Raw genomic sequence first — 23120 nt, 5'->3', positions numbered from 1 at the left:
CCGATGCGGCCGGGTTTCACGCCAGCGCGGGGCAGGGTGGTGGGTGTGTTCTGTGCCGGGGTGGCGGTCATGCGTGGCCCTCCTCAGTGCGGAACTGCGAGGCCAGGTACGGCACGATGATGAACGCCACCAGGATCAGCAGCACCGTGCCGATTGCGGCGCCCAGCGAGAACTGGTTCTGCCGGAAGGAGGTCAGGTACATGTTCAGGGCCGGAACGCTGGTGTTGATGTTGTCCGGGCCGGCCATGGCGTACACCAGGTCGAAGATCTTGAGGCTGATGTGCCCCAGGATGATCATGGCCGAGAGCGTGATCGGGGAGAGCAGCGGGAAGATCACGTGGCGGTACATGCCGTAGTCGTTCGCGCCGTCGACCTTCGCGGCCTCGCGCAGTTCCTCGGGAATGCCGCGCAGGCCCGCGAGGTACAGCGCCATGGTGTAGCCGCTCATCTGCCACACGGCCGCGATGATGATGCCGATCAGGGCGAGGTTGAAGCCGTGGAACTCGGGGGCGGGCAGCATCTTGATGTTCGGCCCGACGAAAAGCGCCCACAGCAGCAGAATGGCAGCGCACACGGCGGCGACGATGGTGCGGCGACGGTCACCGCCCTGCGCGGCGCGCACCGCCACCACGACCAGCACGATCCCCACCACGCTGGCGGTCAGCAGCGGCAGTTTGTTCCAATCGAACTTGAGCACCGCGTCCGTGCTGCTCAACCACCCGAAGGTGCTGGGCTGGCCGCCGACAAGCGTGGGGGCCATGTTCACACCGCCCTGCGGTTGCAGCATCCAGCGCCAGATGGTACCGGTCACGATGAATGACAGGCTCATGGGGAACAGGAAGATGGTGCGCCACAGCCCCTCGCCTTTCGGGTTGCGGTCGAGGATCAGCGCGAGGCCCAGGCCCAGGATCAGGCAGCCGGCGATGAACAGCACGGTGAAGAAGATGGTGCTCACGAGTTCCTGCCGGAACCGGCCCTGCAAGAAGCCCGTGAACAGTTCGCCGTAGTTGGCGAGGCCCACCCAGCGGATGATGGGATGCTCGGCCAGCGCCTGTGCGGGATCGTTGCCCCAGTCGGTCATGCTGACGTACACGCTGCGGGCGATAAAACCGTACACGAACACCGCGATCAGGATGATGCTGGGCGTCAGGACGGCGATCGACCACAACCGGTCTTTACTCAGGCCTTTCATGGTTCTGGCCTCCTTGCGGGTAAGGCACCCTTCAATGGCTCAGGGTGTGAACCGGAGGCGCGCTGGCCCCACAGTCCACACCCCGTCACCGGGTGTTGCGTGCTCCTGTCGGGGAGCTTACTTGCCGATGCCGGCGCGCAGGGCGAGCTGCTGCGAGGCGGCGGCGGCGGCGGCGCTGTCCTTGCCGGCCATGAACTGGTCGATCACGGCGCCGAAGGCGCTGGTGAAGCTCTCGGGGGCCACGGCGCCGTGCACCATGCTGCCCACGATCTTGCTGCTCTTCCAGTCGGTCGCGGCGCTCTTGGAGTACGCGCTGTACTTGGTCAGGTCGCTGTCCGTGCGGGCCGCGATCGAGCCCTTCAGCGGGTTGAAGGTGTCCTGACCTTCCTTGCTGCCCAGCACCTTGAGCCAGTTCATGGTCTCGGTGGGATCCTTCAGGCCCTTGGGCAGCCCGAAGGAGTCGGCGAGCATCACGAAGACCTTGGTGGTGCCGGGGGCGGCGGCCCAGCCGAAGCCGGTGCCGGGAGCGAGTTTCTTGGTGGTGGTGAAGTACCCGGCCGCCCAGTCGCCCATCAGGTTAAACGCGCTGGTGCCGTCGATCACGCGGTCCGTGGCCTGCTGCCAGCTGAGGCCCGAGGCGTCCTTGTTGGCGCAGTCCATGACCTTGCCGAAGGTGGTGAACGCTCCGACGACGCGGGGATCGGTGAACTTCAGCTTGCCGCTCCACAGGTCCTGCCAGCCCTGAGCGCCGATGGTACCGATCACGACGTTTTCCCACAGCTGCTGCTGCGTCCAGTTCTCGCCGACGACCAGCGGCGCGGCCACGCCCTTGGCCTTCAGGGTGGAGCAGGTGGTCAGGAACTCGGGCCAGGTCTTGGGCACGGTCACGCCCCACGCCTTGAGCTTGGCGGGGTTGTACCAGAAGACGTTGCTGCGGTGCACGTTTACCGGCACGCTCCAGATGCCGCCCTTGTACGTGATCAGCTTGATCAGGTCTGCGGGGAACACCTTGCTCCAGCCCTCGCTCTTGAACAGCGGGGTCAGGTCCTGCATGCGGTTGGCGACGACCCAGGTGCCGATCAGTTCCTGCCCAGCGTGCGCCTGGAAGGAATCGGGGGGCGTGCCGCCCAACATGCGGGTCTTGAGGACGGCCTTGGCGTTCGTGCCGGCGCCGCCCGAGACGGTGGCGTTGTCGACGTTCACGCCGGGGTACTTGGACTGGTACAGCTTGACCAGGGCGTTCAGGGCGGGCGCTTCGTCGCCGGACCACCAGGAGAAGATTTCCAGCTTGCCAGCGGCGAGGGCGCTGGACGTGACGGCGAGGGCAGTGGCGATCATCAGGGCTTTCTTCATGGTGTTCCTCCGAACGGAAAGGGAAGGGGCGGGGCGAGGGTAAAAGGCTGCGCCGTGAGGCCCGGACGGGCTGGGGGTGACGCAGGGTTGTCAGGCGTTCCGGATGATAGTCCTCCGCGGGGTGGCGCGCGACTGCCCACGCCGGCCTCCTGCGCGGCCCGCGACACGCGGTACAGGTGGGGCAGGCCGCGCGGCGTGAACAGGGCGCCGAGCATCATGGCTCCGGCTCCCAGGACGCCGGCATGCTCGCCCAGCGTGCCGAGGTCGATGCGGGCGCGATCCGCGTTGATGCGCATGGTGCGCCGATCCGCACTGGCCCGGATCGCGTCGATCAGCACGTTGCCCGCCTGCGCGAGCCGACCGCCGATCACGACCGCCTGCGGATTGAAGAGGTTCAGGGTGGTGCTGATCGCCACGCCCAGATGATGCCCGGCCGTTTCCCACACGGCCTGTGCCAGCGGATCGGAGTTTGCATGGCGCAGCAGGTCGTCGAGGGTCAGGGGGGCGTTCATGGTCGTGGGCGTTCCCTCGGCGTGCAGGCGCGTGGCGAGTGGCACCAGCACCTGCGCCGCCGCGTAGCTTTCCAGGCTGCCGGGGTTTCCGCTGCGCCCGACCGGACCCTGTTCGTTGATGCTGATGTGCCCGATCTCGCCCGCACCGCCGCGGGCACCCCGATGCAGACGGCCCCCCAGCAGCACGCCCGCGCCGATACCCGTGGCCAGCTTGACGTAGATCAGGTCGCTGACGCCCCGGTGCGCGCCGAAGCGGGCCTCGGCCAGCGCGCCCAGGTTGGCGTCGTTGTCCACTAGGACGTCCACGCCCAGCGCCGCGCGCAGATGCTCGCCGACGTGCTCGCCGTCCCAGCCGGGCATGTTCGGGGGCTGCACGACCCGGCCGGACTCGTGGTCGACCGGGCCGGGGACGCCGACGCCCGCCACGGCCACCTGGGTCAGCGGCACGCCCGCTTCCTGGAGCACCTGGGTGGCCAGGCTGGTCAGCAGGGCGTAGGTGGCCTGCGGGCCGAGCTGGATATCGTGCGGCACGCTGCGAGAGGCCAAGCTGCGGCAGCGCAGGTCGAGCACGTCCACGCGGGCGTGACTGGCCCCCAGGTCGATGGCCAGCAGCGCGGCCGCGCGGGCGTTCAGGTGGAGCAGGGTGGCGCGGCGGCCCACGCCCGTGCCGTCCCGGGTGCCGCCTTCCTGCACCAGGCCGACCTCCATGAGTTCCGCCACGATGCTGCTGATCGCGCTACGCGACAAGCCCAGATCGCGGGCGATGTCCACCCTGGCCCGGTCGCCGTCCCACAGCAGTCCCAGCAGCAGCAGGGTGTGGCGTGCCCGGATGGCCGCCAGATCCAGCGTGTCGTGGGGAGGGGAGTGTGTCAAGGAGATCCTGGCCCCGCGTACAGGGGCGACCGCGAACCCGGGGCGGGTCATGGCGGAAGCAAAAGATGTGGAGTCCGTGTGAGGACGATGGACGGTGTGCGGAGGTCATGCTGCACCGGCGAATTTTGTTTGTCAAATGGACAAATCAACTGAATCGATACACCGCTGGCCAGCACAGGGGTGTCCAGCCCCTGCGGTTGATGTTGATACGGCCATGGCGAAAGCTGGCCGGGTTGCCCTGGCCAGCTTCCATCCATGCCCGAGTTCAGGTCTCGGCGGCTGCGTCCTCGACGCCTTCCGGGCGCAGCAGCGGGAACAGCAGCACGTCCCGGATGGAGTCCGAATCGGTCAGCAGCATGGCCAGCCGGTCGATGCCGATGCCCAACCCCCCCGCCGGGGGCATGCCGTATTCCAGCGCCAGTAGGAAGTCCTCGTCCTGCGGATGGGCCTCGTCGTCGCCCGCCGCCTGCCGCGCACTCTGCGCCTCGAAGCGCTCACGCTGGTCGAAGGCGTCGTTCAGTTCACTGAAGGCGTTGGCCAGCTCGAAGCCCGAGCAGAACACCTCGAAGCGCTCGGTCACGGCGTCCGTGCGGCTGCGGTGCGTCTTGGCCAGCGGACTAATCACCGCCGGGTGATCCATCACGAAGGTCGGGTTGGTCAGCAGCGGCTCCACGTACTCGCCAAACAGCTTGTCCAGCAGCTTGTACGCCGGCACGCCCTTCCACTGCGGATAGCGGGCGTCGCAGAACGCGCGCAGCCGCTCCAGATCGAGCGGATCGAAATCCAGCTCCGGCACGTGTTCGCGCAGCCCACCCACGTAGTCCACGCGCGCGAACGGCAGCGTGAAATCCAGCGTCCGGCCCTGGTACTCGAATTGGTACGAGCCGTGTACCTCCAGGGCCATGCCGCTCAGCAGCTCCTCGACCAGCCGCGCGATGTCGGCGTAGTCCACATAGGCCCAGTACAGCTCCAGCATGGTGAATTCCGGGTTGTGCGTGCGGTCGATGCCCTCGTTGCGGTACACCCGGCCGATCTCGTAGACCTTCTCGAAGCCGCCCACCAGCAGCCGCTTGAGGTACAGCTCCAGGCTGATCCGCAGCTTGAAGTCGTGCGACAGCGCGTTGTGGTGAGTCATGAACGGCCGCGCCTCGGCGCCGCCCGCCGTGACTTGGAGGGTCGGTCCCTCGACCTCCATGAAGCCCCGGCCGTCCAGCACCTGACGGATGTACCGGATCATGCGGCTGCGCGCCTGGAACTTCTCCCGCGCACCCTCTGTGACCATCAAGTCCAGGTACCGCCGCCGGGCACGGAGTTCCTCGTCCTGCAGACCGTGGAACTTGCTGGGCAGCGGATGCAGGCTCTTGACCAGCGGCTGCCACGACGTGACCTTCAGGGTCAGCTGCCCGGTCTTCGTGACGAAGGGATGCCCGCTCACGCCGATAATGTCGCCCAGGTCGATCTTCTTCGTCGGATCGAACTCCGCCGTGTCCTGCTTGCTGAAGAACAGTTGCAGCGTGCCGAATTCATCGCGCAGGTCCGCGAAAGCCGCCTTGCCCATGTGCCGCAGCAGCGTCACGCGGCCCGCCAGGGCGTACACCTCGTCCGGCCACTCCTGCCCCGCGTCCAGCTTGCCCTCGCGGTCGGCCGGGTGCGCCGCCAGCACGTCCCGCGCGTGGTGCGTGCGGGCATACGAATAGGGATGCGCCTCGAACCCAGCCGCCACCTGCGCGTCGAGGTTGTTGAGGCGGGCCACCGTCTGCTCATGCAGACCCTCACGTCGCGCGGGCGACGGCCCGGCACTCGCGGGAGAAGAAACGTCGGTCATGGGGGGAAGTATACGGACGCCGACTCCACAAGACAGGAGGCAGATGGCTTACGCACACCTGCCCCGCTGTGTGAATGGACGCGCCTGGAACCTAGTACTCGATGCTCTTGACCTTGTACTTCATCTGCTTGCCGTTGTCGAGGTTCACCACGAAGGCGTCGCCCTTCTTGCGGCCCATCAGTTCCTTGCCGACCGGACTGTCCTCGCTCACCCGGGGCAGGCTGCCGCCCGTGACAGTCGCCTCGGGGGCCGACACGACCTGCACCTTCATGTCCTTCTTGGTGGTCTCGTTCGCCAGCATGACGATCGCGCCGAGTTCCACGCGGCCCTCGTTCTCGTGATCCTCGATCACGGTCGCGCGGGCCAGGGTGTCCTCGAGTTCGTCGATGCGCGCCTCGATGTTCATCTTCTCGCGCTTGGCATCCTCCAGTCCCGTGTCCTCGGTATCGGAACTGGTCTCCATCTGCTCCTGCAGGATGCGGGTCGCTTCCGCCAGGCGGGCCTGTTCCTGCTCCAGCGTCTTCTGAAGGCGCTCGAAGCCTTCCCGTGTGAGTTTCACCTGTCTGCTCGCTTGCGCCACTTCGGCCTCCGTACCAGCTTGGGTGTCCCCGAAGGGACGGGTGTGAGTAGGTTGGTGAGAATCAGCGCGCATTCTGCCACACGCCCCCCCCGCTGGCAACGCACCCGCCCCCGTTCAGGCGGCCGGGCGGACGTCCACGGCGACGCGCCGCCGCGTCACGCGCATCGTGACGGCGACCAGCACGCACAGCAGCCCGCCCAGCACGGTCATGATCATCGGCACCGCGACCGGGCCACTCCGCGCGAAGGACAGCCCGATCAGCCATGGAATCAGGATGCCGCCCACGCTGCCCGACACCAGCAGAAACGGGATCAGGCGCACCGGCAGCAGCTGGGCCGCCCAGACCATCGAGACGCCGAAGATTGGCCCGAGCGCCAGCCCGGCCAGCGGGTACGTGAAGGGAGCGAGCACGGGCACGGTGCCCAGCACGGCGAACCCGGTCGCCAGGGCGGCGCAGCCCAGCACCAGGGAACCGGGCCGGAAGCGCGCTCCGAAGGCGCTCGCCAGCGCGCGGCCCAGCGTGAAGCCACCCCAGTACAGGCTGACGATCAGGGCCGCCTGCGGAAAGCCGATGCCCGTCATGTGCTTGCTGCCCCACGCCCCAAATCCCACTTCCAGCCCCACGTAGAGAATCAGCATGACCACAAACAGGCTCAGGGAACGGCCCACCCGCCAGCTGGGAGCCTGCGCGGCCGGGAGCGGCATGGCCGGCACGCCCCACACCCGCGCGGCCAGCAGCGACAGCGCTGCCAGGCCCGCCACGACCACGAACGGCCACATCAGTCCCTGCGGCGCGAGCCACACGGCCACCAGCGGCGCGAGCATGCTGGCCAGCCCGAACACCGCGTTCGCGAAACTGATGGCCCGCGTGCCCGCACTGGCCAGGTAGGCGTTGATGGCGCTGGCCAGGCCGCCCTGTGAGACGCCGCCGAGCACCGCCGCCCCGACCGCCAATGGCCAGCTGGGGGCAAAGCCCACCAGCAGCGCCGCCAGCAGCAGCAGCAGCAGGCACCCCACCACGACCCGCCGGGTGCTGAGGCGCATGAGAACCAGGCCCGCCAGCGGGGGCGTGATGGCCGACCCCACGAAATGCGCGCTGGCAATCACCCCGACCGAGGCGGTGCTCACCCCGAAGTGCGACTGGAAGAACGGGAACAGCGGGCCGTACATGGGTTGCAGCACGCCCAGCGTGAAGAACGCGGCGCTGCCGGCCCCCAGCAGACGAAGGGAAAGTGGGGGCGGGTGAGCGGTCACGCCTGGGACGCTAGCACCTCGGAGAACGCCCCGCAGAGGCCTCGCTGCCACCGGTCCAGACGTCGTTCACCCGGGCAGGTTGAAGACCAGCGTGGTGCCCTGGCCGGGCGCGCTGACGACCTCCAGTTCCCCGCCGGCCAGTTCCACCCGCTCGCGCAGTCCGATCAGTCCCAGGTGTCCGGCCTGCGCCTGCGCGTCGGCCTGCTCGGGCGTGAACCCCCGGCCGTCATCGCTGATCGCCACCCGGACGTGATCCTCGCGGAAGGCAACGCGGATGGCAGCGGTGTGGGCCTGTGCGTGCTTATCGACGTTGTTCAGCGCCTCCTGCGACAGGCGGAAGACGGTGAGTTCCGTCGCCGGCCCCAGGCGGCGTTCCTGGCCGCTGACTTCCAGACGCGTCTCCGTGTGGGCCTGACCGGCCAGCCATTCCAGCGCGGGCAGCAGGCCCAAGTCGTCCAGCACGCTGGGCCGCAGGTTCCGGGCAAACCGCCGGACGCTCTCGATGGCCGCGTCCAGGTCGCTCAGGATGTCGTCGGCCCGCTCGCGTTTCTCGCCGTCCAGATCCCGGGCGAGCCGGGCCACGCGGCGGGTCGTGGCGGTCAGCACCTGCGCGGTGTCGTCGTGCAGTTCGCGCGAGATCCGGCGGCGTTCCTCTTCCTGTGCCTGCGTGAACAGCGTCAGGTACGTGCGCAGCTCCGTCTGGCGGCTGGTCGCGGCTTCAAGCGCCTGCCCGCGCCTCGTGATCTCCTCGGCCAGCGTCTGGAGTTCCGAGAGATCCCGCGCGACGAGCAGCACGCCCTCCCCCGCCCCGACGGCGCTCAGGCGTACCTCCAGGCGGTACGGGCCGACCTGGATCTCCGCCCGGCCCCCCGCGAGGCTGGTCGAGGCGGCCATCCACGCGATCCGCAGAGCGTCCTGCGTGGCTGGAGTGGGCAGCGCCAGCACCTGGGAACCCACCAGCGGCCCGGTCAGGGGTTCGAGCAGCCGCCCGGCCGCCGGGTTCGCGTACGTCACCATGCCCCGCACGTCCGCGCTGAGGATCAGGTCGTGCGCGCCCTCCGCGAGCTGCCGGTAGCGGGCCTCCTCCCGTTCCAGGGCAGTCAGCAGCCGCTCGCGCGTGAGGGTCAGGGCCATCTGGTCGGCCACCGAGCGGGCCAGCGCCAGCACCCGGTCGCTGGGCGGATCGGTGCCCGGATCGTCCGCGTACAGGAAGCCCAGCAGGCCCCGGCCATCGCCCTCGCCGCCGTGCAGGGGCACGATCAGGCCGCTGCCCGCCACCGGCAGGCACGCCCGGCGTGCCAGCGGGCGCGGCCCCCGCCCCAGTTGCGACAGCAGGGACGCCAGTTCCTCCGGACGCGGTGGATGCAGGTTGTACGTCGCGCAGCGTGTCACCGCGCCGTACTCGTCAGTCAGGGCGAGCAGACCGCGCCCACCGTTGAGGGCCAGGGTCGCCAGCCGAGCCGCCTCTGCCAGCGTCTCGTCGCCCTGGTCCTCGCCCAGCAGGCGGCCCACGTTCAGCAGCACCGCCGACTCGCGCTCGCGGCGCAGTTCCTCCTCGTACAGCCGGGCATTCTCGATGGCCAGAGAGGCCTGCGCGGCGAACACGCCCAGCAGCGCCTGGTCATCCTCGTCGAGCGGGAGCGTGGCCTCCCAGTACAGGGTCAGGACGCCGAACACCCCCGCGCGCGTGAGCAGCGGCAGGCCCACCACGCCCCGGTACGGGTACTTGCCCTGGGCCAGCAGTTGCCGCGTGTACCGGCTGCCGCCGCCGTAATGTTCGGTGGTCAGGTCGCGCGCCGCCACCACCTCGCGCTGCTCGGCCGCCCGGCCTGTTACCCCGGCCCCCACCTTCGCGCGCACGCGCAGCACATATTCGCTGGGCAGCCCCACCGCGCTGCGGATGTTCAGCGTCCGGCCGTCCGGCTGCTGCTCGTACACCGCCGCCGCATCGGCGCGGAACAACGCCATGGCCCGCTCCAGCACGCGCGGCAGCGTGTCCGAGAGGTGCAGACTGCCCGCCAGGGCCGCTCCCGCCTCACGCAGCGCCTCGGCGGCCTCGCGCTTGCGGGTCTCTAGCGCGTACAGCCGCGCGTTGTCGATGGCCAGGGATGCCTGCTCGGCCAGCGCCAGCACCAGCCGCGCATCGTCCTCGGTCGCGCCCGCGCCCGGCGTGCGGGAATCCACGTACAGCAGCCCCAGCGGCCGCCCCCGCGCACTGAGGGGAGCCAGCACCGCCGCCTCGGAGCCCAGTTCCGCCAGGCTCGCTGCGTAGGGTGTTCCGGCGTCGCGCACGCGCTCGTAGCGGATCGCCTCGCCCCGGTTCATGAGCCGCTCGAACGTCACCGGCCCCACCCCGATTCCCCCGGTGAAGGCATCGTCGAAGCCGTACGTGAACACCTCACCCGTGCGCGCCACGCCCTCCACCACCTGGTCGAACAGGCCCACGAAGGCCCGTGAGAAGCCCAGCGCCAGCGCCGCGCTCTGCGCCGTTACCGTGAGCACCTGGGGCAGATCCAGACTGCCCCCCAGCCGCCGTACCAGGCCCTCCACCGTCTCCGCGATCCGCCCGTGCCCGCGCCGCGCCTCTCGCGCCTGCACGCCCTCCAGCGCCAGCGTGAACAGCGGCGAGACCGTCAGCAGCGCCTCGATGCCCTCCGGCCGCGCCCCCACGAACTCAACCACGCCGCAGCCGAACGGCAGGGCCGCCAGCATGCCCTCCTCCAGCAGTACGCTCTCGGCCAGCGCCCGCCCGGCAAGCGTGCCGTCACTCAGGCCCAGGCCCCGGCCCTCCTCGGCCACCACCTCCAGGTGGGCGTCCTGCACCACCCAGACCTGCACGCCGTGCGCCCCCGCCACCCGGCAAGCGAATTCGGCCAGCGCCGCACCGAACTGCGGCACGGTCGAGGCGTTGGTGAGGGCCAGGGGAAAGGGTGGCAGGGTCATAGAGTCAGTCACAGGAACTGGTGAGGCCGCCTTGCCGCTCCAGAGCGGCCACATGAAATGTTCTCAAGGTGTGGGACGGAGCCCGGTGCTGGACACACGATGCCAGCGGCAAACCCTGTTTCTGAAGGTCAGGTCGTCCGGGGAAGTCGCGGCCGCTGGCCGCCTCAGGCCTTGCCATCGGGTCAGGAGTGGCCCAGAGGGGCATCCTCACACCATCTTCGGGTCGATCCAGCCGCGCTTGATGCCGTACAGGACGGCCTCGGTGCGGCTGCCGACACCCAGCTTGGAGAAGATGTTGGCCAGGTGCACCTGCACCGTGCGCGGGCTGATGTCCAGGTCGCGGGCGATTTCCTTGTTGGTGCGCCCCGTGGCGGCCACGCGCAGGACTTCCAGTTCGCGGGGGCTCAGGTCGTCCTCGGGCGGGGTGGGCGTGGCGTTCGCGCTGAAGCGTTCCAGCACCTTGCGCGCCACGCTGGGGTGCAGGGCACTCTCGCCGGCGGCGACGGCGCGCACGGCCCCCAGCAGGTCGTCCTCGCTGGCGTTCTTCAGCAGGTACCCGGCCGCGCCCGCTTCGAGCAGCGCGAACACGTAGGCATCGTCGTCGTAGCTGGTGAGCACCAGCACGCCCACGCCCGGCTGCTCCTTCTTGATGGCCTTGGTCGCCTCGATGCCGTTCATGCCGGGCATGGACACGTCCATCAGGATCACGTCGGGGCTCAGGGCGCGGGCCTTCACGATCGCCTCCTCGCCACTGGCGGCCTCGCCGACCACGTGCAGGTCGGCCTCGCCCTCCAGCAATTCACGGGTGCCCTTGCGCACGACCGGGTGGTCGTCCACGAGCAGCAGGCTGATGGCGCGGGGCGAGTCCGTTTCGCTGTCGAGCATGCCGACAGGATACGGTGAGGCTGGCCTGGCCACCGTTCACCTGCTCTGCCGGGCCGTCTCTGGCGCCTAGCGGTCGCCCGCGCGCTCGTGTCGCGGCACGTACCGGACGTGCCTCCGTTCGCCCAGCTCGACAGTTCCCCTACCATCCGCTCATGCCGGACTTGCTCCCCTCATCCTGAACTCCGGCGGGGCGCTCATGCTGGACGGCGAGCACCCGCCCCACGCCCTCCGCTGTTCCGACGCCCCCAGTTCCTGCACAGGAGTCCCTTTCATGCCCTACCCCGCCGTTCACCGCCTGATGGCCCAGATGCAGCGCGAGTTACAGGACAGGCCGCAGCTGGCCCAGACCTTCGCCAACTGCTTTCCCAATACCCTCGACACCACCGTCAAGCTGCTGGACGACGGCACCAGCTTCGTGTTCACCGGCGATATCCCCGCCATGTGGCTGCGGGATTCCTCGGCGCAGGTCAGCCACTACCTGCCGCTGGCCCGCCACGACCCGGACCTGCGCCGGCTCATCTCGGGCCTGATCCGGCGTCAGGCGATGTACCTGGCCATCGATCCCTATGCCAACGCCTTCAACGCCCAGCCCGACGGCAGCGGCCACGGGGCCGACCAACCGCCGCAGGGGCCGTGGGTGTGGGAGCGCAAGTTCGAGCTGGATTCACTGTGCTACCCGGTGTCGCTGCTGTTCCGTTACTGGCGGGCCACGGACGACCGCGACGTGTTCACTCCGGAGGTCGTGCAGATGCTGCACACCGTGCTGGACGTGATGGGCACCGAGCAGCGCCACGAGACCTCCGCCTACCGGTTCGAGCGGCCCGATCCGTGGCTGCCCAGCGACACGCTCAGCCACGGCGGCCGAGGCGCCCCCGTGGCCTATACCGGCATGGTCTGGTCGGGTTTCCGCCCCAGCGACGACGCCTGCACCTACGGCTACCTGATTCCGGCCAACATGTTCGCGGTGGTCGTGCTGGGGCAGCTGGCCGAACTGGCGCGCGACGTGCTGAACGACCCGGCGCTGGCCGGACGCGCCGAGAAGATGCAGGCCGAGATCGAACGTGGGATTCAGACCTACGGCGTGGTCGAGCACCCCACCCACGGCCGCATGTACGCCTACGAGACCGACGGCCTGGGCCACCACGTGCTGATGGACGACGCGAACGTGCCCAGCCTGCTCTCGGTTCCGTACCTGGGCTACCGGCCGGCCGACGACCCCACCTACCTGAACACGCGGCGCTTCGTGCTCAGCAGCGACAATCCGTACTACTTCCAGGGTCTCCACGCGGCGGGCGTGGGCAGTCCGCACACGCCGGGCGGACTGATCTGGCCGATCGCGCTGGCCATGCAGGGCCTGACCTCGACCGATCCGGACGAGCGCCACCGGCTGCTGGACATGCTGGAGCGCACCACCGCCGGCACGGCCTACATGCACGAGAGCTTCCATCCGGACGATCCCGCAACCTTCACGCGGCCGTGGTTCGCGTGGGCCAACAGCCTGTTCGCGGAGTTCGTGGTCGCCAGCATCCCGGTACCCGACATTCAGGACGCGCCGGAGCCGGGCTGATCTGAACGCTGGTCGTGCCGGAAAACCGGCCCGGCATATTCGACCGCTTCTGTTACATGAACGGACATCCGGAAACACACCGGATGTCCATTCATTTCTCTTCTGTCAGGGTGATCCCACAACCTGGGGATGGTGGCCTCAGAGTCCAGATCAGCTCTTGCTGAGGGTCTTCCAGAGCGTGCCGGTGCGGAAGGCGATCATGGGATTGAAGGTATCGGTGCCGATTCCCTTGAGCGTGCTGCGGTAGGCGATGATGCCGGGATTGCTGGGCATCAGCAGGTAGTACGCCTGATCCAGGGCGCGCCCGGCGACCTGCCCGTACAGCTCGCTGCGGCGGGCCGCGTCGGTGGTGCTGCGGGCCTCGCTGATCCACGTGTCGATCTGGGAGTCTTTCACGTTGATCCGGGGGTTGTAGTAGCCGGTGGACGCGTAGAAGGTGGTCACGAAGTTGTCGGGGTCGGCGTAGTCAGGGGACCAGCCGGTCATGACCATGGCCTCGGTGCCCTGGTTGCTGCCCTTGATGATCTCGCTCCATTCCTTCGGCACGATGGTCACCTTGAACTTGGGGTTCAGCGCCTCGATGTTCTTCTTGAGCAGTTCCATGCCGGTCTGGGCCGGCACGCTCCCGGCGCGGTACGAGACGTTCACCGTGAAGCCCTTGTCCCACACCTGGCCGCCCCAGGCCTGCTGGAAGGCGGTTCGGGCGGCGTCCAGGTCGAATTTCGCGCCGTCGAGTTCGGCGTCGTAGCCGGGGAAGGTGTCGGGCAGCAGGAAGTTACGGGCCTCACCCTGGCCGCCCTGCACTTCCTTGATGTACGTGGGCACGTCGAACGCGGCCACGAAGCCCCGCCGGACGTTCACGTCGCTGAAGAAGTTCGCGGGGATGCCCTGCCCGTCCAGCTGGCCGCTGCCGGTCGCCGCGCCCTTGATGGCCTCGTTCATGCTGATCCCGAAGGCGCTGGTGTCCGGGAGGTTGTCGAGGATGGAGATCCCGTCCTTGCCGCGCAGCTGCGCCTCGATGACCGGGCGGCCGCCCGTCTCGATCAGGTCGGCGTCCCCTTTCTCGAAGGCCTGGAGGCGGGCGGCCTGCTCGGGCACCTTCTGGATCAGAATGTTCGTGATGGCGGGTTTGTCGCCCCAGTAGTCGCCAAAGGCGGTGGCGGTCAGGGCGGTCGCGGTCTTCTCGACGAGTTTGTACGCGCCGGTGCCGCTGGGCTGCTGCGCGAGGGGACTGCCCGTCAGATCCTTGCCGACGGCGGCCTTCCAGGTGGCCTCGGTGCCGTCCCACTCGCCGATCTTGATGGCGTGCTGACTGTCCACGATGCCCTGGCCGGTGTACGCGAGCTTGGCGAGGAACGCCGGGTCGGCTTTGGGCAGGGTGAACACCAGCGTCTGGCCGTCGCACTTCACGGCGTCCGTGATGCGCTGCCACGTGATGCTGGCGTCGTCGTTCGCGTTGCTGGAGGTGCCCAGCAGGCTTTCCGAGAGGAACCAGTTGCCGCTGTCGGCGGTGTTGGTCACGAGGTTGCGACGGAAGGTGTACTCGGCGTCCGCGCAGGCGAAGGGGTTGCCGGTGTGGAACTTGACGTTCTGGCGCAGCGTGAAGCGGTATTCACGGCCGCCCTGGGCTTCCTGCCACTCGGTGGCCAGCAGGGGCGCGAGGTCGCGGATGGAGGTGCCCTTGTAGGTCACCAGGGTCTCGTAGAGGTTCTCGACGACCTGACCGCTGCCGGTGTCGTAGGTGGTGCCGGGATCGAGGGTGGGGATGTCGGCGCTTTCCTGCACGACCAGCGTGGAGGTCGCGGCGCTCGACTGGGTCTTGTTGCTGCACGCTGCGAGGGCCAGCGTGAGGGTGGCGAGGGTCAGGGCGGTGGTGGTTCTGGGGCTCATGGGGACTCCTGGTCTGACACGGATCTGATGCGTCCGGGAGGAACAAACTCGAAGAATATTGAACCCGGTTCAACGTCCGGGATGCTCCGCAGGTTAATGAGCGTGCGTGAGGGTCCGCTGGCAAGACGCTGAAGGGGCGGCTTCATCCGGCAGGATTTCCGATCAGCTTCCCCGGACACCCCGGACGTCCGGATGGGCCGACCGCCATCCAGACGGATCGGCGCCGCCAGCACACGCCGGGGATAGGGTCAGGCATGGCTGATTCCACCCTCCCCGAATCCACACGGCGCGTCCGGGCCGCCGGTTCCCGGCCACGCCTGATCGCCACCGACCTCGACGGCACCCTGCTCCGCAGTGACCTGAGCGTCAGCGCGCGCACGCGGGCCGCCCTGGACGCGGCCCGCGCCGCCGGAATCCACGTCGTTCCGGTCACCGCCAGGCAACCGCGCGGCGTGAGGTTCATTGCGGAGCAGGCGGGCTTCACGGAGTGGGCACTGTGCGGAAACGGTGCGCACGGCATTCATTTGGGCACCGGGCAGACCCTGTTCGCGGCGCACGTGGCCGCCGACGTGCAGCGGGCCGTAGCGCTGGCCCTGGCCGGGCGGGTGCCGGGCACGCTGTTCGTCTCCGTGCGGCAGGGCGGCGAGGTGTTCGTCGCGCAGGCCGGGTACGCCCAGATCGCGGACTTCCAGGATCACAAGCGTGAACCGGCAGATATGGGCGCGCATTCCCTGGAGGACGTGCTCGCCGAGCCCAGCCTGAAGTTCATCGTGCGCCATCCCACCCTGACCCCGCGCGAACTGTTTCCGCACCTGCATGCCCTGAACCTGCCGGGCTTCGCGGTGACGCACTCGGGCGCTCCCTTTCTGGAAGTGCTGGCCGAGGGCGTGAGCAAGGCCTGGGGACTGGAACGCCTGTGCGCCCACCTGGGCGTGGCCCGGTCGGAGGTGCTGGCCTTCGGGGACGCGCCCAATGACGCCGAGATGCTCGCGTGGGCCGGGCGCGGCGTGGCCATGGCGAACGCCGACCCCGAGGCCCGTGATGCGGCCGACGACGTCACCACCAGCAACGACGAGGACGGCGTGGCGGCCATCCTCGAGCACCTGCTGTGATCCCCGCTGGCGCCGCAACGTCCGGTCGTGCGACGGGCAGACGAAAGAATCGTCAGCCGGATGACAGGTTCCGGGCGGGGACCGGCCTACGCTGAACCATGAACAGCACACGCACGGTGGTGACGGCGGCCCTGCTTCTGCTCGGGCCGGGAGCATACGCGCAGGGCACAACGACCACGCCGAGCGCCGCGCCACCTGCGGCGGCCCCGGCTCCGCAGACGCCCGCCGAGCAGTTCGCCCTGACGCGGGGCCGGGCCCTGATGCTGGACTTCTATGCCGTGAAGGTCGACGGCCTGTGGAACGCGTTCACGCCAGAACTCCAGCAGCAGTGGGGCAGCCTGGAAGGGTTCCGCGCCTTCCGGGAGACCGGCGTGCAGCAGTACGGCAAGGAAACGCAGCTGGTCGGGGAACGCACCTTCACCCGCGCTGGGGAGGCCTTCTACCTCCGTAGCGCGGTGTTCGAGGGAGCCCCGAAGCAGGTGTGGGGCCTGATCATCGGCTTCACGGGCCTGCGCGTGACCACCTTCGCGATCAACCTGCTGGAGGACACCTCCACCGATCAGGTGGCCGGTCTTCCGACCGTGCTCGCCGGTCGCTGATTCAGCCGCCACCGCTCTGCCGCGCGAGTTCCTGGCCGCCCGGGTCGTTGACCGTGAAGGTGAACGCGTGCGCGCTGAGGGCCACCCAGTTCACGCGCTGACCGTTGCAGGTGTCCGGCAGGCTCAGCTGCGCGGCCTGGGGATAGCGCCGGTCGATGGAGTTCTCACGGTACGTTTCCAGCACGCGGGCCAGGTCGTTCGCGCAGTTCTGCGCGCTGACCTTCGCCTCGAACCCGGCAGGCGGCGCGTCCTGGGCCTGCGCGGTCTTCAGGGCCCGCACCTGGGCCTCGAGCGCCGCGACCCGGCGGGTCAGCGCCTCGTTCTGCGCGCGGGCCTGCGTGTCCTGGCACGCACTCAGGGCCGGCAGCAGCGTCAGGAACAGCAGAGCGCGGGCAGTCACGCGGGGCAGAGTAGCGTCCGGGCAGGATGAGCCCCCACCATCGTCCTCACATGCACGCTCATCTGGGCCGCGGCGTTCAGCGGTCAAGGACGGTGACGATCTCCACGTGGCTGGTCTGCGGATAGAAATCGTGCGGCGTGACAGGCCCGAGCTTCCAGCCGCGCCGGACGAGGTCGCCCACATCACGCGCCCAGGTGGCCGGATCGCACGAGACGTACACGATGCGGTCCGCGGTGCTGTCGTGCAGTCGATCCCGCGCCGCGTCATCCAGGCCCGCGCGGGGCGGGTCGACCACCACGACGTCCGCGCCGATCTCGTCGAGCAGCGCCGCGTCGCCCTGGCGGAATTTCAGGTTCTTCAGGGGTACGGTCGCCAGATCCTTGCGGCCACGATCAAGCGCCTCGGCGTCCGTGTCGAGCACGGTCACCCGCCGGAAGTGCGCGGCGAGATGCCGGCCGATAGCGCCCGTGCCGCCGTACAGGTCGACCGCGTGGTCGCCGCTGCCCGCCAGGGCCGCGGCGCTGCGGTACGCCAGGGTGGCCGCCGGCGGGTTCACCTGCGCGAAGCCTGTGGCGGAGATACTGAGCTGCACGTTCCCGAAGTCCTCCTGGATCTCACTTTCCCCGGCGATCAGCTGCACGCCCGCGCTGAAGCGCCGCCCGGCCGGTGCGGCCAGGGACACGCCGACCACACCGGCGTCCATCAGGTGATCGCTGGCCCGCAGGTACACCTTCGGCTCGCCCGCACCGATCAGCGCGGCCACCACCTCGCCGGTCTTATGGCTGGCACGGAAGGCGACCTCGGTGGCCGGATCGAGGTGCAGGGGATCGAGCTTGTCCACGATGGCCGTGATCTGCGCCATGACCAGCGGGTCGTCGGTGAAGACCTGCGCGCCGCTGCCACGCCGCTCGCGGTACCCGAGGCCCTGCGGTGTAATCAGGTACTGCGCGGTGTTGCGGTAATGCCACTGCTCCGGGCTGGGCACCGTCTCGGCGACGTCGTGACGCAATTTGGCGATGCGGGTCAGGGCCTCCTCGACAAAACTGCGCTTGTACGCGAGTTGCGCGGCGTAGGTGGCGTGCGCGAGGTCCGCCGTGGGCAGATCCGGGCCGTCCACCCGATCCGGGCTGCGGCGCAGGATCTCGACGACGCGGCCCTGCCGGACGCCCTTGCCGGTGCGCAGCGTGACCGACACGCGCTCGCCGGGCAGCGCGCCGCGCACCAGCACCACGCCGGAGTCGTCCCGCGCGAGACCCAGCCCTCCCGCGACGAGTTTCTCGATTTCCAGCGTGATCAGGGGCTCAGACATACCGCACAGGGTAGCGCCCGAACTCGCCGATCATGGGCTGGACGTTAACGTTCCTCTGCCGCTGCCGTCCTAGCCTGAGCGCATGACGCTTGCAGACGCCCCCACCGCCGCACCGTCGCTGCTGGTCGTGGAGGACGACCAGGGGATCCGGGACTACCTGAGCCTGGGCTTCCACTACGAGGGCTTCCGCGTGCGGACGGCGGCCACGGGTTCCGAAGCGCTGGCCGAGGCGGCGAGAGAGGAACCGGACGTGGTGCTGCTGGACGTCATGCTGCCGGGCCTGGACGGCTTCGCGGTGCTGCGCGCCCTGCGGGAACGCAGCCAGGTGCCGGTGCTGATGCTGACCGCGCGCGACGGCGTGGACGACCGGATCGCGGGCCTGACGGGCGGCGCGGACGATTACCTCGTGAAACCCTTTCATTTCGGCGAGCTGGTGGCGCGGGTGCACGCGCTGCTGCGCCGCGCCCAGCCGGAACGGGGCCGGGTGCTGAGCTACGCGGACGTGACGCTCGACACCGATCTGCGCGAGGCGACCCGCGCGGGCCGGGCCCTCGACCTGAGTCCGCGCGCCCTGAGCCTGCTGGAGGCGCTGCTGCGCCACCCGGAACGCGCCCTGTCGAAATCGCTGCTGCTCGATACCGTGTGGGGGCCGGCGTTCCTGGGCGACGATAACATCGTCGAGGTGTACGTGCGGCAGCTTCGGCGCGCGCTGGGCGACCCCGACCTGATCCATACGGTGCGCGGCGTGGGCTACGCCCTGCGCCTGAAAGCCGCATGATCCACGCGGACGCCGGCGATCCTCCCGCGCACCGGCGACCCACGGTCGTGGCCCGGCCAGCCGGCATGACCCTGCGCGTCCGGCTGCTGACGCTGCTGACCGGCGTGCTGCTCGTGGCCTTCGCCCTGGCGGGCACGGCCGTCACGCTGGGCGTGCGCGCCTCGGCGTGGGCGCAGGCGCAGCGCGCGGTCACGCGATCGCTGTCCGGCGTGAGCCTCGCGGGCAGCGGCGTGGACGGCCAGGACGCCCGGCTGGGCGTGTGGTACAGCCGCCTGTCACAGGAGGCGCTGGGCCTGCGAACCAGCGGGGCGCTGGTCACACCGGACGGCCGCGCGTACCGCACGGACTCCGCACCCACCGCCCTCTTACCCGCCAGCGTGAACACGGCGATCCTGGCCCGCGCCCGGCAGGACGGACAGGCCGCCCAGGGTGACCTGCGCCTGCTCGCCACGCCCGGCGGCACGGTGCTCACGCTGAACGTGCCGCACGACGAGGTGGACGCCCTGACGCGCCGCACCGCCCTGCTCTTCGCGGGGGTCGCGGCGGTGACCGTCACCCTGGCCGCCACCGCCGCATGGTCGCTGCTGCGCCTGGGCCTGCGCCCCCTGGGCAGCATGGCCCGCCGCGCCGAGGAACTCCACCCGGCCAGCGGCCCGGCCGACCCGAGCGCCCGCCTGCCCCTGCCCGCCCCGCCCGACGAGGTGCGCTCACTGGCCGAGAGCCTCAACCGCCTGCTCTCACGCCTGGAAGACACCATTGCCCGCCTGCGAACAGAGGAGGCCCGCACGCGCGCCTTCGCGGCTGACGCCAGCCACGAGCTGCGCACGCCCCTGGCCGCCATCACCGGCAGTCTGGAGGTGCTGGAGCGCGCTGGCGACGATCCGGCCGTGCGTGAGCGCCTGCACGCCACGCTGCGCCGCGAGACGCGCCGGGCCACGCGCCTCGTCGAGGATCTGCTGACCCTGACCCGCCTGGACGCAGGCGCCGGCCTGCGCGTGGAACCGCTGGAACCCTGGCCGCTGCTGCTGGAGACGGTGGAGGCCGCCCGTCACCTCGCGCCGCACCTGACCCTGGCGGTCACCGGGCCGTCCGAGCTGCGCCGCGCCCTGGTGAACGCCGACCGCACCCGCCTGGAGGGGGCCGTGTGGAACCTTCTGCGCAACGCCATGACCGCCACCCCGGCCGGCGGCACGGTGGATGTGGCACTGGAGGCGCAGGGCGACCACCTCCGGATCTCAGTCCGCAATCCCGCCCGCCTCCCCGAGGACTTCCGCGCCCGGATGTTCGACCGCTTCGCGCGCGGCCCGGACGCCCAGCCGGGCGGCGTGGGCCTGGGGCTGGCGATCGTGCAGGCGACCGCCCGCGCCCACGGCGGCGACGCCAGCGCAGCCCAGCACGGCGACTCCCTGGAGGTGGGGTTCACGCTCCCACGGCACCCCGCCGGATAGCCCCGGCGCGCGGCGTTCAGCGTTCGCTCAGCCCGTGCCGCCCGCACGTTCAGGTGCGCCGGCCAGACTCCGCGTGTTCCCGCACCAAGTCCGTCCAGGTCAGCCGGCCTGGCCCCGACCTGCCCTGTCGTGAACGGCCGCCCGCCGCCCTCCGCACCCACTCCACAGGAGCCTGACATGACCCTCCGCACCCTGATGTTGACCAGCCTGCTGACCCTGAGCGCCGCGCCTGCCCTGGCCGCCGGGGGCACCACCGCGCCCACCCCTCCGTCCCCGGCGGCCGCGCCCGCCCAGCCGGAGCGTGCCCGCCCAGCCGCGCCCGCGGTATGCGCGCCGGGTGGCCATCACCTGCCCCGCGCCGGCGACCCCGCGGCTCCCCAGCCGGACACCATGAGACCTGCTCCCGCCGGCACCACCCCACCCCCGGCTCCCACCACGGCCCTGCCGGGCGCTCCCACCCCGCCGGCAGCGCCCACACCACCGCTCCCCGGTACCGACAGGGCAGCCCAGCCCGGCCCGGCGCAGCCCCCGGCGGGAACACCCGGCGCACCCGGCCCGGCCCGGCCGCACGGCCACCGGCATGCCGACCGGGCCAAAGACGGCTGCAGCCCGGCCCGACCCGGGACTGGTCAGCCCGGCGCCGCCCAGCGTGGTCCCGCACAGCCCGGCGCCGCGCGTCCTGCTCCGGCCCAGCCCGGCGTGACGGCCCTTGGAGGTCAGGCCCGTCCGACCCTCGGCGCCCGCATTGACGCCCTGCTGGCCACCACCACGAACGCCAAGGCCCGCACGTATCTGCTGGATGCCAAAGCCCTGGCTGCCGCCGGAAACGACCGCGCCGCCCGCGCCCTGGTGCAGGCGGCGGAGGCCATCACGACCACGGCGCCCAGCAAGTAAGCGCACGCGAAGGGGCAGGCCCGGACTCCCGGTGCCTGCCCCTTCGCGTGGCCGATTTACCCGGCGGTGAGGTCTTTGTGCATGGCGATCTCGTTGCAGTTCTCGAAGAACGCGCAGCGCTGGCACTCGCTCCAGACTTTCGGGTGCAGGTTAGTCTTGTCGATGCGGGTAAAGCCGCAGCGCTCGAAGAACGTCTGCTGGTACGTCCACGCGAACAGCGCCGGGAGGTCGATGGCGCGGGCCTCGACCTCGCAGGCGGCCACGAGCTGCTTGCCCAGGCCTCGCCCCTGGAGGTTCGGGTGGATGGCCAGCCCGCGCACCTCCGCCAGATCCGGCGCGAGCAGGTGCAGGCCGCACACGCCCGCCAGCCCGCCGGGCCTGCCCGCGTGGGGTTCCGCGAAGATCAGGTGGAAATCCCGGATGGTCTCGGCCAGCAGCGCGCGGGAGCGCACCAGCATCTGCCCGCGCGCGGCCCAGTAGCCGATCAGCTCGTGGATCGCCTCGATGTCCGACAGTTTCGCCTTGCGGCCCGTGAGCGGCGCGTCCGGGTGGACGTCCGGCACGGCAATGGAATCCAGTCCGAGGAGCGTCATGGCCTGCCCCCGGCGTGAACCCGACTCAGCTGGCCGACAGGTCGCGCATCCAGGTGGTGCCGCCCGGCCGCTCGCCGCGCGCGCGGTACGCCTGCACCTGCGGCGCATCCGGAATGTCGCCCATGACGACGGCCAGCGGCACCTGCGTGAAGCCGAAGGTGCCCCAGTCGCCGCCCTTGCTGAACATGTAGATCGCCCGGTCGCCGCGCCCCTGCGCGTACTCGATGGCGCTCATGATCAGCCGCCGCCCCAGCCCGCCGCCGCGCGCCGAGGGAATGATGGCCGCGCCGCGCAGCAGGCTCACGCCGTCGCCATGCTCCAGCCCGATCGCCCCGACCGCCTGCTCGCCGCGCTCCATCACCCAGTACGTGGTGCCCTCCGCCAGGGTAGCGTCGGTGTCCAGTCCGGCCTCGTGGAAGACGCGGGTGACGGTGTCGCGGTCGCTGCTCTGTGCCAGTCGGATGTGTTCCTGCGTGCTGGTGCGTTGATCGGTCATGGGTGGTTCCTCCGGGGAAGGCGCCAGGGTGGACGTCCCTGGGGGCGTCCGGTGCAGGCGTCTTGAAAGTGCGCGCAGAATACACCGCCCGCGCCGCGCTGGGGAGGGGGTCGTTCATGCCAGCGTGCCGGACGGCAGGACGTATTTCCACGCCTGCTCCGCATGAATCCAGCCCTTGGTCAGGCCGCTGCGCACCTGCGGCGCGTCCGGCAACGCCCCGATGATCTCGCCCGGCGCCGTCGGCTCGAAGCCGAAGCGCCGCCAGTATTCTCCAGCTTCCTCGCTGAACAGGTACACGGTGTGATTGCCCAGCAGCGACGCCTGCGTGAGCGCCGACGTGACCAGCGCGCGGCCCAGCCCCTGCGAACGGGCTTCCGGCACCACGGCCGTCGAGCGGATCAGCGACACGCCCGGCCCGTGCTCCAGGCCGATGCACCCGCCGGGCACGCCGTCCAGGTCGGCAATCCAGTACGTGCAGCCGTCCGGCGTGACGCTCCCGGTGGTCAGTCCGCAGCGCGTGAGCAGGTCGCGGATGGTGTCGAAATCGCCGGGCAGCGCCTCGCGGAGTTTGACGTGCATGTCGGTCAGGGTGACGGCGGGTTCAGTCATGGGAGTAC

The 23120-nt window shown here is 70.1% G+C and carries 20 protein-coding genes; 6 read left to right on the top strand and 14 right to left on the bottom strand.

The features are described from left to right. Nucleotides 1-67: 67 nt before the first annotated feature. From E7T09_RS17505 to E7T09_RS17470, 8 genes are all read right to left on the bottom strand, one after another. The gene (locus E7T09_RS17505) at nucleotides 68-1192 is read right to left on the bottom strand and encodes a carbohydrate ABC transporter permease (protein WP_136390476.1); all 1125 of its coding nucleotides are present in this window, start codon (nucleotides 1190-1192) and stop codon (nucleotides 68-70) included. A 117-nt stretch (nucleotides 1193-1309) separates the two neighbouring features. Further along, nucleotides 1310-2545: an ABC transporter substrate-binding protein gene (locus E7T09_RS17500; RefSeq protein WP_136390475.1), complete on the bottom strand. Its 1236-nt coding sequence runs from the start codon at nucleotides 2543-2545 to the stop codon at nucleotides 1310-1312. Continuing rightward, nucleotides 2542-3930 (bottom strand): ROK family transcriptional regulator, encoded by a 1389-nt coding sequence (locus E7T09_RS17495; protein WP_240741865.1) that lies wholly within the window; start codon nucleotides 3928-3930, stop codon nucleotides 2542-2544. Before E7T09_RS17495 ends, E7T09_RS17500 begins: the two co-directional genes overlap by 4 nt. Nucleotides 3931-4195: 265 nt before the next feature. Continuing rightward, nucleotides 4196-5755, bottom strand: coding sequence for a lysine--tRNA ligase (gene lysS / locus E7T09_RS17490; RefSeq protein ID WP_136390473.1), 1560 nt, complete (start codon nucleotides 5753-5755; stop codon nucleotides 4196-4198). A 91-nt stretch (nucleotides 5756-5846) separates the two neighbouring features. Beyond that, a complete protein-coding gene (locus E7T09_RS17485; protein WP_240741864.1) occupies nucleotides 5847-6335 on the bottom strand; it encodes a GreA/GreB family elongation factor in 489 nt (162 codons plus the stop codon). A gap of 114 nt (nucleotides 6336-6449) precedes the next feature. Continuing rightward, on the bottom strand, nucleotides 6450-7589 hold the full coding sequence (locus E7T09_RS22540; protein ID WP_136390471.1) for a sugar MFS transporter: 1140 nt from the start codon (nucleotides 7587-7589) through the stop codon (nucleotides 6450-6452). Between the two features lie 66 nt (nucleotides 7590-7655). Then, entirely contained in the window at nucleotides 7656-10532 is a 2877-nt protein-coding gene (locus E7T09_RS17475; protein ID WP_136390470.1) for a GAF domain-containing protein, read from the bottom strand. A gap of 207 nt (nucleotides 10533-10739) precedes the next feature. Beyond that, nucleotides 10740-11417, bottom strand: coding sequence for a response regulator transcription factor (locus E7T09_RS17470; RefSeq protein WP_136390469.1), 678 nt, complete (start codon nucleotides 11415-11417; stop codon nucleotides 10740-10742). Nucleotides 11418-11688: 271 nt separating this feature from the next. On the opposite strand from E7T09_RS17470, the gene E7T09_RS17465 reads away from it, so the two are divergent. Continuing rightward, a complete protein-coding gene (locus E7T09_RS17465; RefSeq protein ID WP_136390468.1) occupies nucleotides 11689-12984 on the top strand; it encodes a glycoside hydrolase family 125 protein in 1296 nt (431 codons plus the stop codon). A 150-nt stretch (nucleotides 12985-13134) separates the two neighbouring features. Here the strand turns inward: E7T09_RS17465 and E7T09_RS17460 are convergent, their stop codons facing one another. Then, nucleotides 13135-14874, bottom strand: coding sequence for an ABC transporter substrate-binding protein (locus tag E7T09_RS17460; protein WP_136390467.1), 1740 nt, complete (start codon nucleotides 14872-14874; stop codon nucleotides 13135-13137). A 254-nt stretch (nucleotides 14875-15128) separates the two neighbouring features. Between E7T09_RS17460 and E7T09_RS17455 the strand changes: the two genes are divergently transcribed. Both E7T09_RS17455 and E7T09_RS17450 read left to right on the top strand, forming a co-directional pair. Continuing rightward, nucleotides 15129-15986, top strand: coding sequence for a Cof-type HAD-IIB family hydrolase (locus tag E7T09_RS17455; RefSeq protein WP_136390466.1), 858 nt, complete (start codon nucleotides 15129-15131; stop codon nucleotides 15984-15986). Between the two features lie 98 nt (nucleotides 15987-16084). Continuing rightward, nucleotides 16085-16585: a hypothetical protein gene (locus E7T09_RS17450; RefSeq protein WP_136390465.1), complete on the top strand. Its 501-nt coding sequence runs from the start codon at nucleotides 16085-16087 to the stop codon at nucleotides 16583-16585. Nucleotide 16586: 1 nt separating this feature from the next. Here the strand turns inward: E7T09_RS17450 and E7T09_RS17445 are convergent, their stop codons facing one another. Then, a complete protein-coding gene (locus E7T09_RS17445) occupies nucleotides 16587-16985 on the bottom strand; it encodes a hypothetical protein (RefSeq protein ID WP_240741863.1) in 399 nt (132 codons plus the stop codon). Nucleotides 16986-17061: 76 nt separating this feature from the next. After that, nucleotides 17062-18294, bottom strand: a complete 1233-nt coding sequence (locus E7T09_RS17440) for a class I SAM-dependent RNA methyltransferase (RefSeq protein WP_136390464.1) — start codon at nucleotides 18292-18294, stop codon at nucleotides 17062-17064. Nucleotides 18295-18376: 82 nt separating this feature from the next. Here E7T09_RS17440 and E7T09_RS17435 point away from each other — a divergent pair, with 82 nt between their 5' ends. The 3 genes from E7T09_RS17435 (at nucleotide 18377) to E7T09_RS17425 (ending at nucleotide 21414) form a co-directional block, all read left to right on the top strand. Continuing rightward, nucleotides 18377-19072 (top strand): response regulator transcription factor, encoded by a 696-nt coding sequence (locus tag E7T09_RS17435; RefSeq protein WP_168734914.1) that lies wholly within the window; start codon nucleotides 18377-18379, stop codon nucleotides 19070-19072. Beyond that, on the top strand, nucleotides 19069-20520 hold the full coding sequence (locus E7T09_RS17430) for a cell wall metabolism sensor histidine kinase WalK (RefSeq protein ID WP_136390463.1): 1452 nt from the start codon (nucleotides 19069-19071) through the stop codon (nucleotides 20518-20520). The genes E7T09_RS17435 and E7T09_RS17430 overlap by 4 nt, the downstream gene beginning before the upstream one ends. 177 nt (nucleotides 20521-20697) lie before the next feature. After that, nucleotides 20698-21414, top strand: a complete 717-nt coding sequence (locus E7T09_RS17425) for a hypothetical protein (protein WP_136390462.1) — start codon at nucleotides 20698-20700, stop codon at nucleotides 21412-21414. A gap of 56 nt (nucleotides 21415-21470) precedes the next feature. On the opposite strand, the gene E7T09_RS17420 is transcribed toward E7T09_RS17425, so the two are convergent. From E7T09_RS17420 to E7T09_RS17410, 3 genes are all read right to left on the bottom strand, one after another. Then, nucleotides 21471-22007: an N-acetyltransferase gene (locus tag E7T09_RS17420; RefSeq protein ID WP_136390461.1), complete on the bottom strand. Its 537-nt coding sequence runs from the start codon at nucleotides 22005-22007 to the stop codon at nucleotides 21471-21473. A 25-nt stretch (nucleotides 22008-22032) separates the two neighbouring features. Further along, the gene (locus tag E7T09_RS17415) at nucleotides 22033-22503 is read right to left on the bottom strand and encodes a GNAT family N-acetyltransferase (RefSeq protein ID WP_136390460.1); all 471 of its coding nucleotides are present in this window, start codon (nucleotides 22501-22503) and stop codon (nucleotides 22033-22035) included. Between the two features lie 114 nt (nucleotides 22504-22617). Beyond that, on the bottom strand, nucleotides 22618-23112 hold the full coding sequence (locus E7T09_RS17410) for a GNAT family N-acetyltransferase (protein ID WP_136390459.1): 495 nt from the start codon (nucleotides 23110-23112) through the stop codon (nucleotides 22618-22620). Nucleotides 23113-23120: the final 8 nt, after the last annotated feature.

The organism is Deinococcus sp. KSM4-11 (assembly GCF_004801415.1).
GTDB lineage: Bacteria > Deinococcota > Deinococci > Deinococcales > Deinococcaceae > Deinococcus.
This window is presented reverse-complemented; position numbering and strand designations above follow the sequence as displayed.

Coding starts and splice junctions, on each gene's coding strand:
- E7T09_RS17505 (WP_136390476.1), bottom strand. CDS start 1,192: ATGAAAGGCCTGAGTAAAGACCGGTTGTGGTCGATCGCCGTCCTGACG.
- E7T09_RS17500 (WP_136390475.1), bottom strand. CDS start 2,545: ATGAAGAAAGCCCTGATGATCGCCACTGCCCTCGCCGTCACGTCCAGC.
- lysS (WP_136390473.1), bottom strand. CDS start 5,755: ATGACCGACGTTTCTTCTCCCGCGAGTGCCGGGCCGTCGCCCGCGCGA.
- E7T09_RS17475 (WP_136390470.1), bottom strand. CDS start 10,532: ATGACCCTGCCACCCTTTCCCCTGGCCCTCACCAACGCCTCGACCGTG.
- E7T09_RS17470 (WP_136390469.1), bottom strand. CDS start 11,417: ATGCTCGACAGCGAAACGGACTCGCCCCGCGCCATCAGCCTGCTGCTC.
- E7T09_RS17465 (WP_136390468.1), top strand. CDS start 11,689: ATGCCCTACCCCGCCGTTCACCGCCTGATGGCCCAGATGCAGCGCGAG.
- E7T09_RS17460 (WP_136390467.1), bottom strand. CDS start 14,874: ATGAGCCCCAGAACCACCACCGCCCTGACCCTCGCCACCCTCACGCTG.
- E7T09_RS17455 (WP_136390466.1), top strand. CDS start 15,129: ATGGCTGATTCCACCCTCCCCGAATCCACACGGCGCGTCCGGGCCGCC.
- E7T09_RS17450 (WP_136390465.1), top strand. CDS start 16,085: ATGAACAGCACACGCACGGTGGTGACGGCGGCCCTGCTTCTGCTCGGG.
- E7T09_RS17440 (WP_136390464.1), bottom strand. CDS start 18,294: ATGTCTGAGCCCCTGATCACGCTGGAAATCGAGAAACTCGTCGCGGGA.
- E7T09_RS17435 (WP_168734914.1), top strand. CDS start 18,377: ATGACGCTTGCAGACGCCCCCACCGCCGCACCGTCGCTGCTGGTCGTG.
- E7T09_RS17430 (WP_136390463.1), top strand. CDS start 19,069: ATGATCCACGCGGACGCCGGCGATCCTCCCGCGCACCGGCGACCCACG.
- E7T09_RS17425 (WP_136390462.1), top strand. CDS start 20,698: ATGACCCTCCGCACCCTGATGTTGACCAGCCTGCTGACCCTGAGCGCC.
- E7T09_RS17420 (WP_136390461.1), bottom strand. CDS start 22,007: ATGACGCTCCTCGGACTGGATTCCATTGCCGTGCCGGACGTCCACCCG.
- E7T09_RS17415 (WP_136390460.1), bottom strand. CDS start 22,503: ATGACCGATCAACGCACCAGCACGCAGGAACACATCCGACTGGCACAG.
- E7T09_RS17410 (WP_136390459.1), bottom strand. CDS start 23,112: ATGACTGAACCCGCCGTCACCCTGACCGACATGCACGTCAAACTCCGC.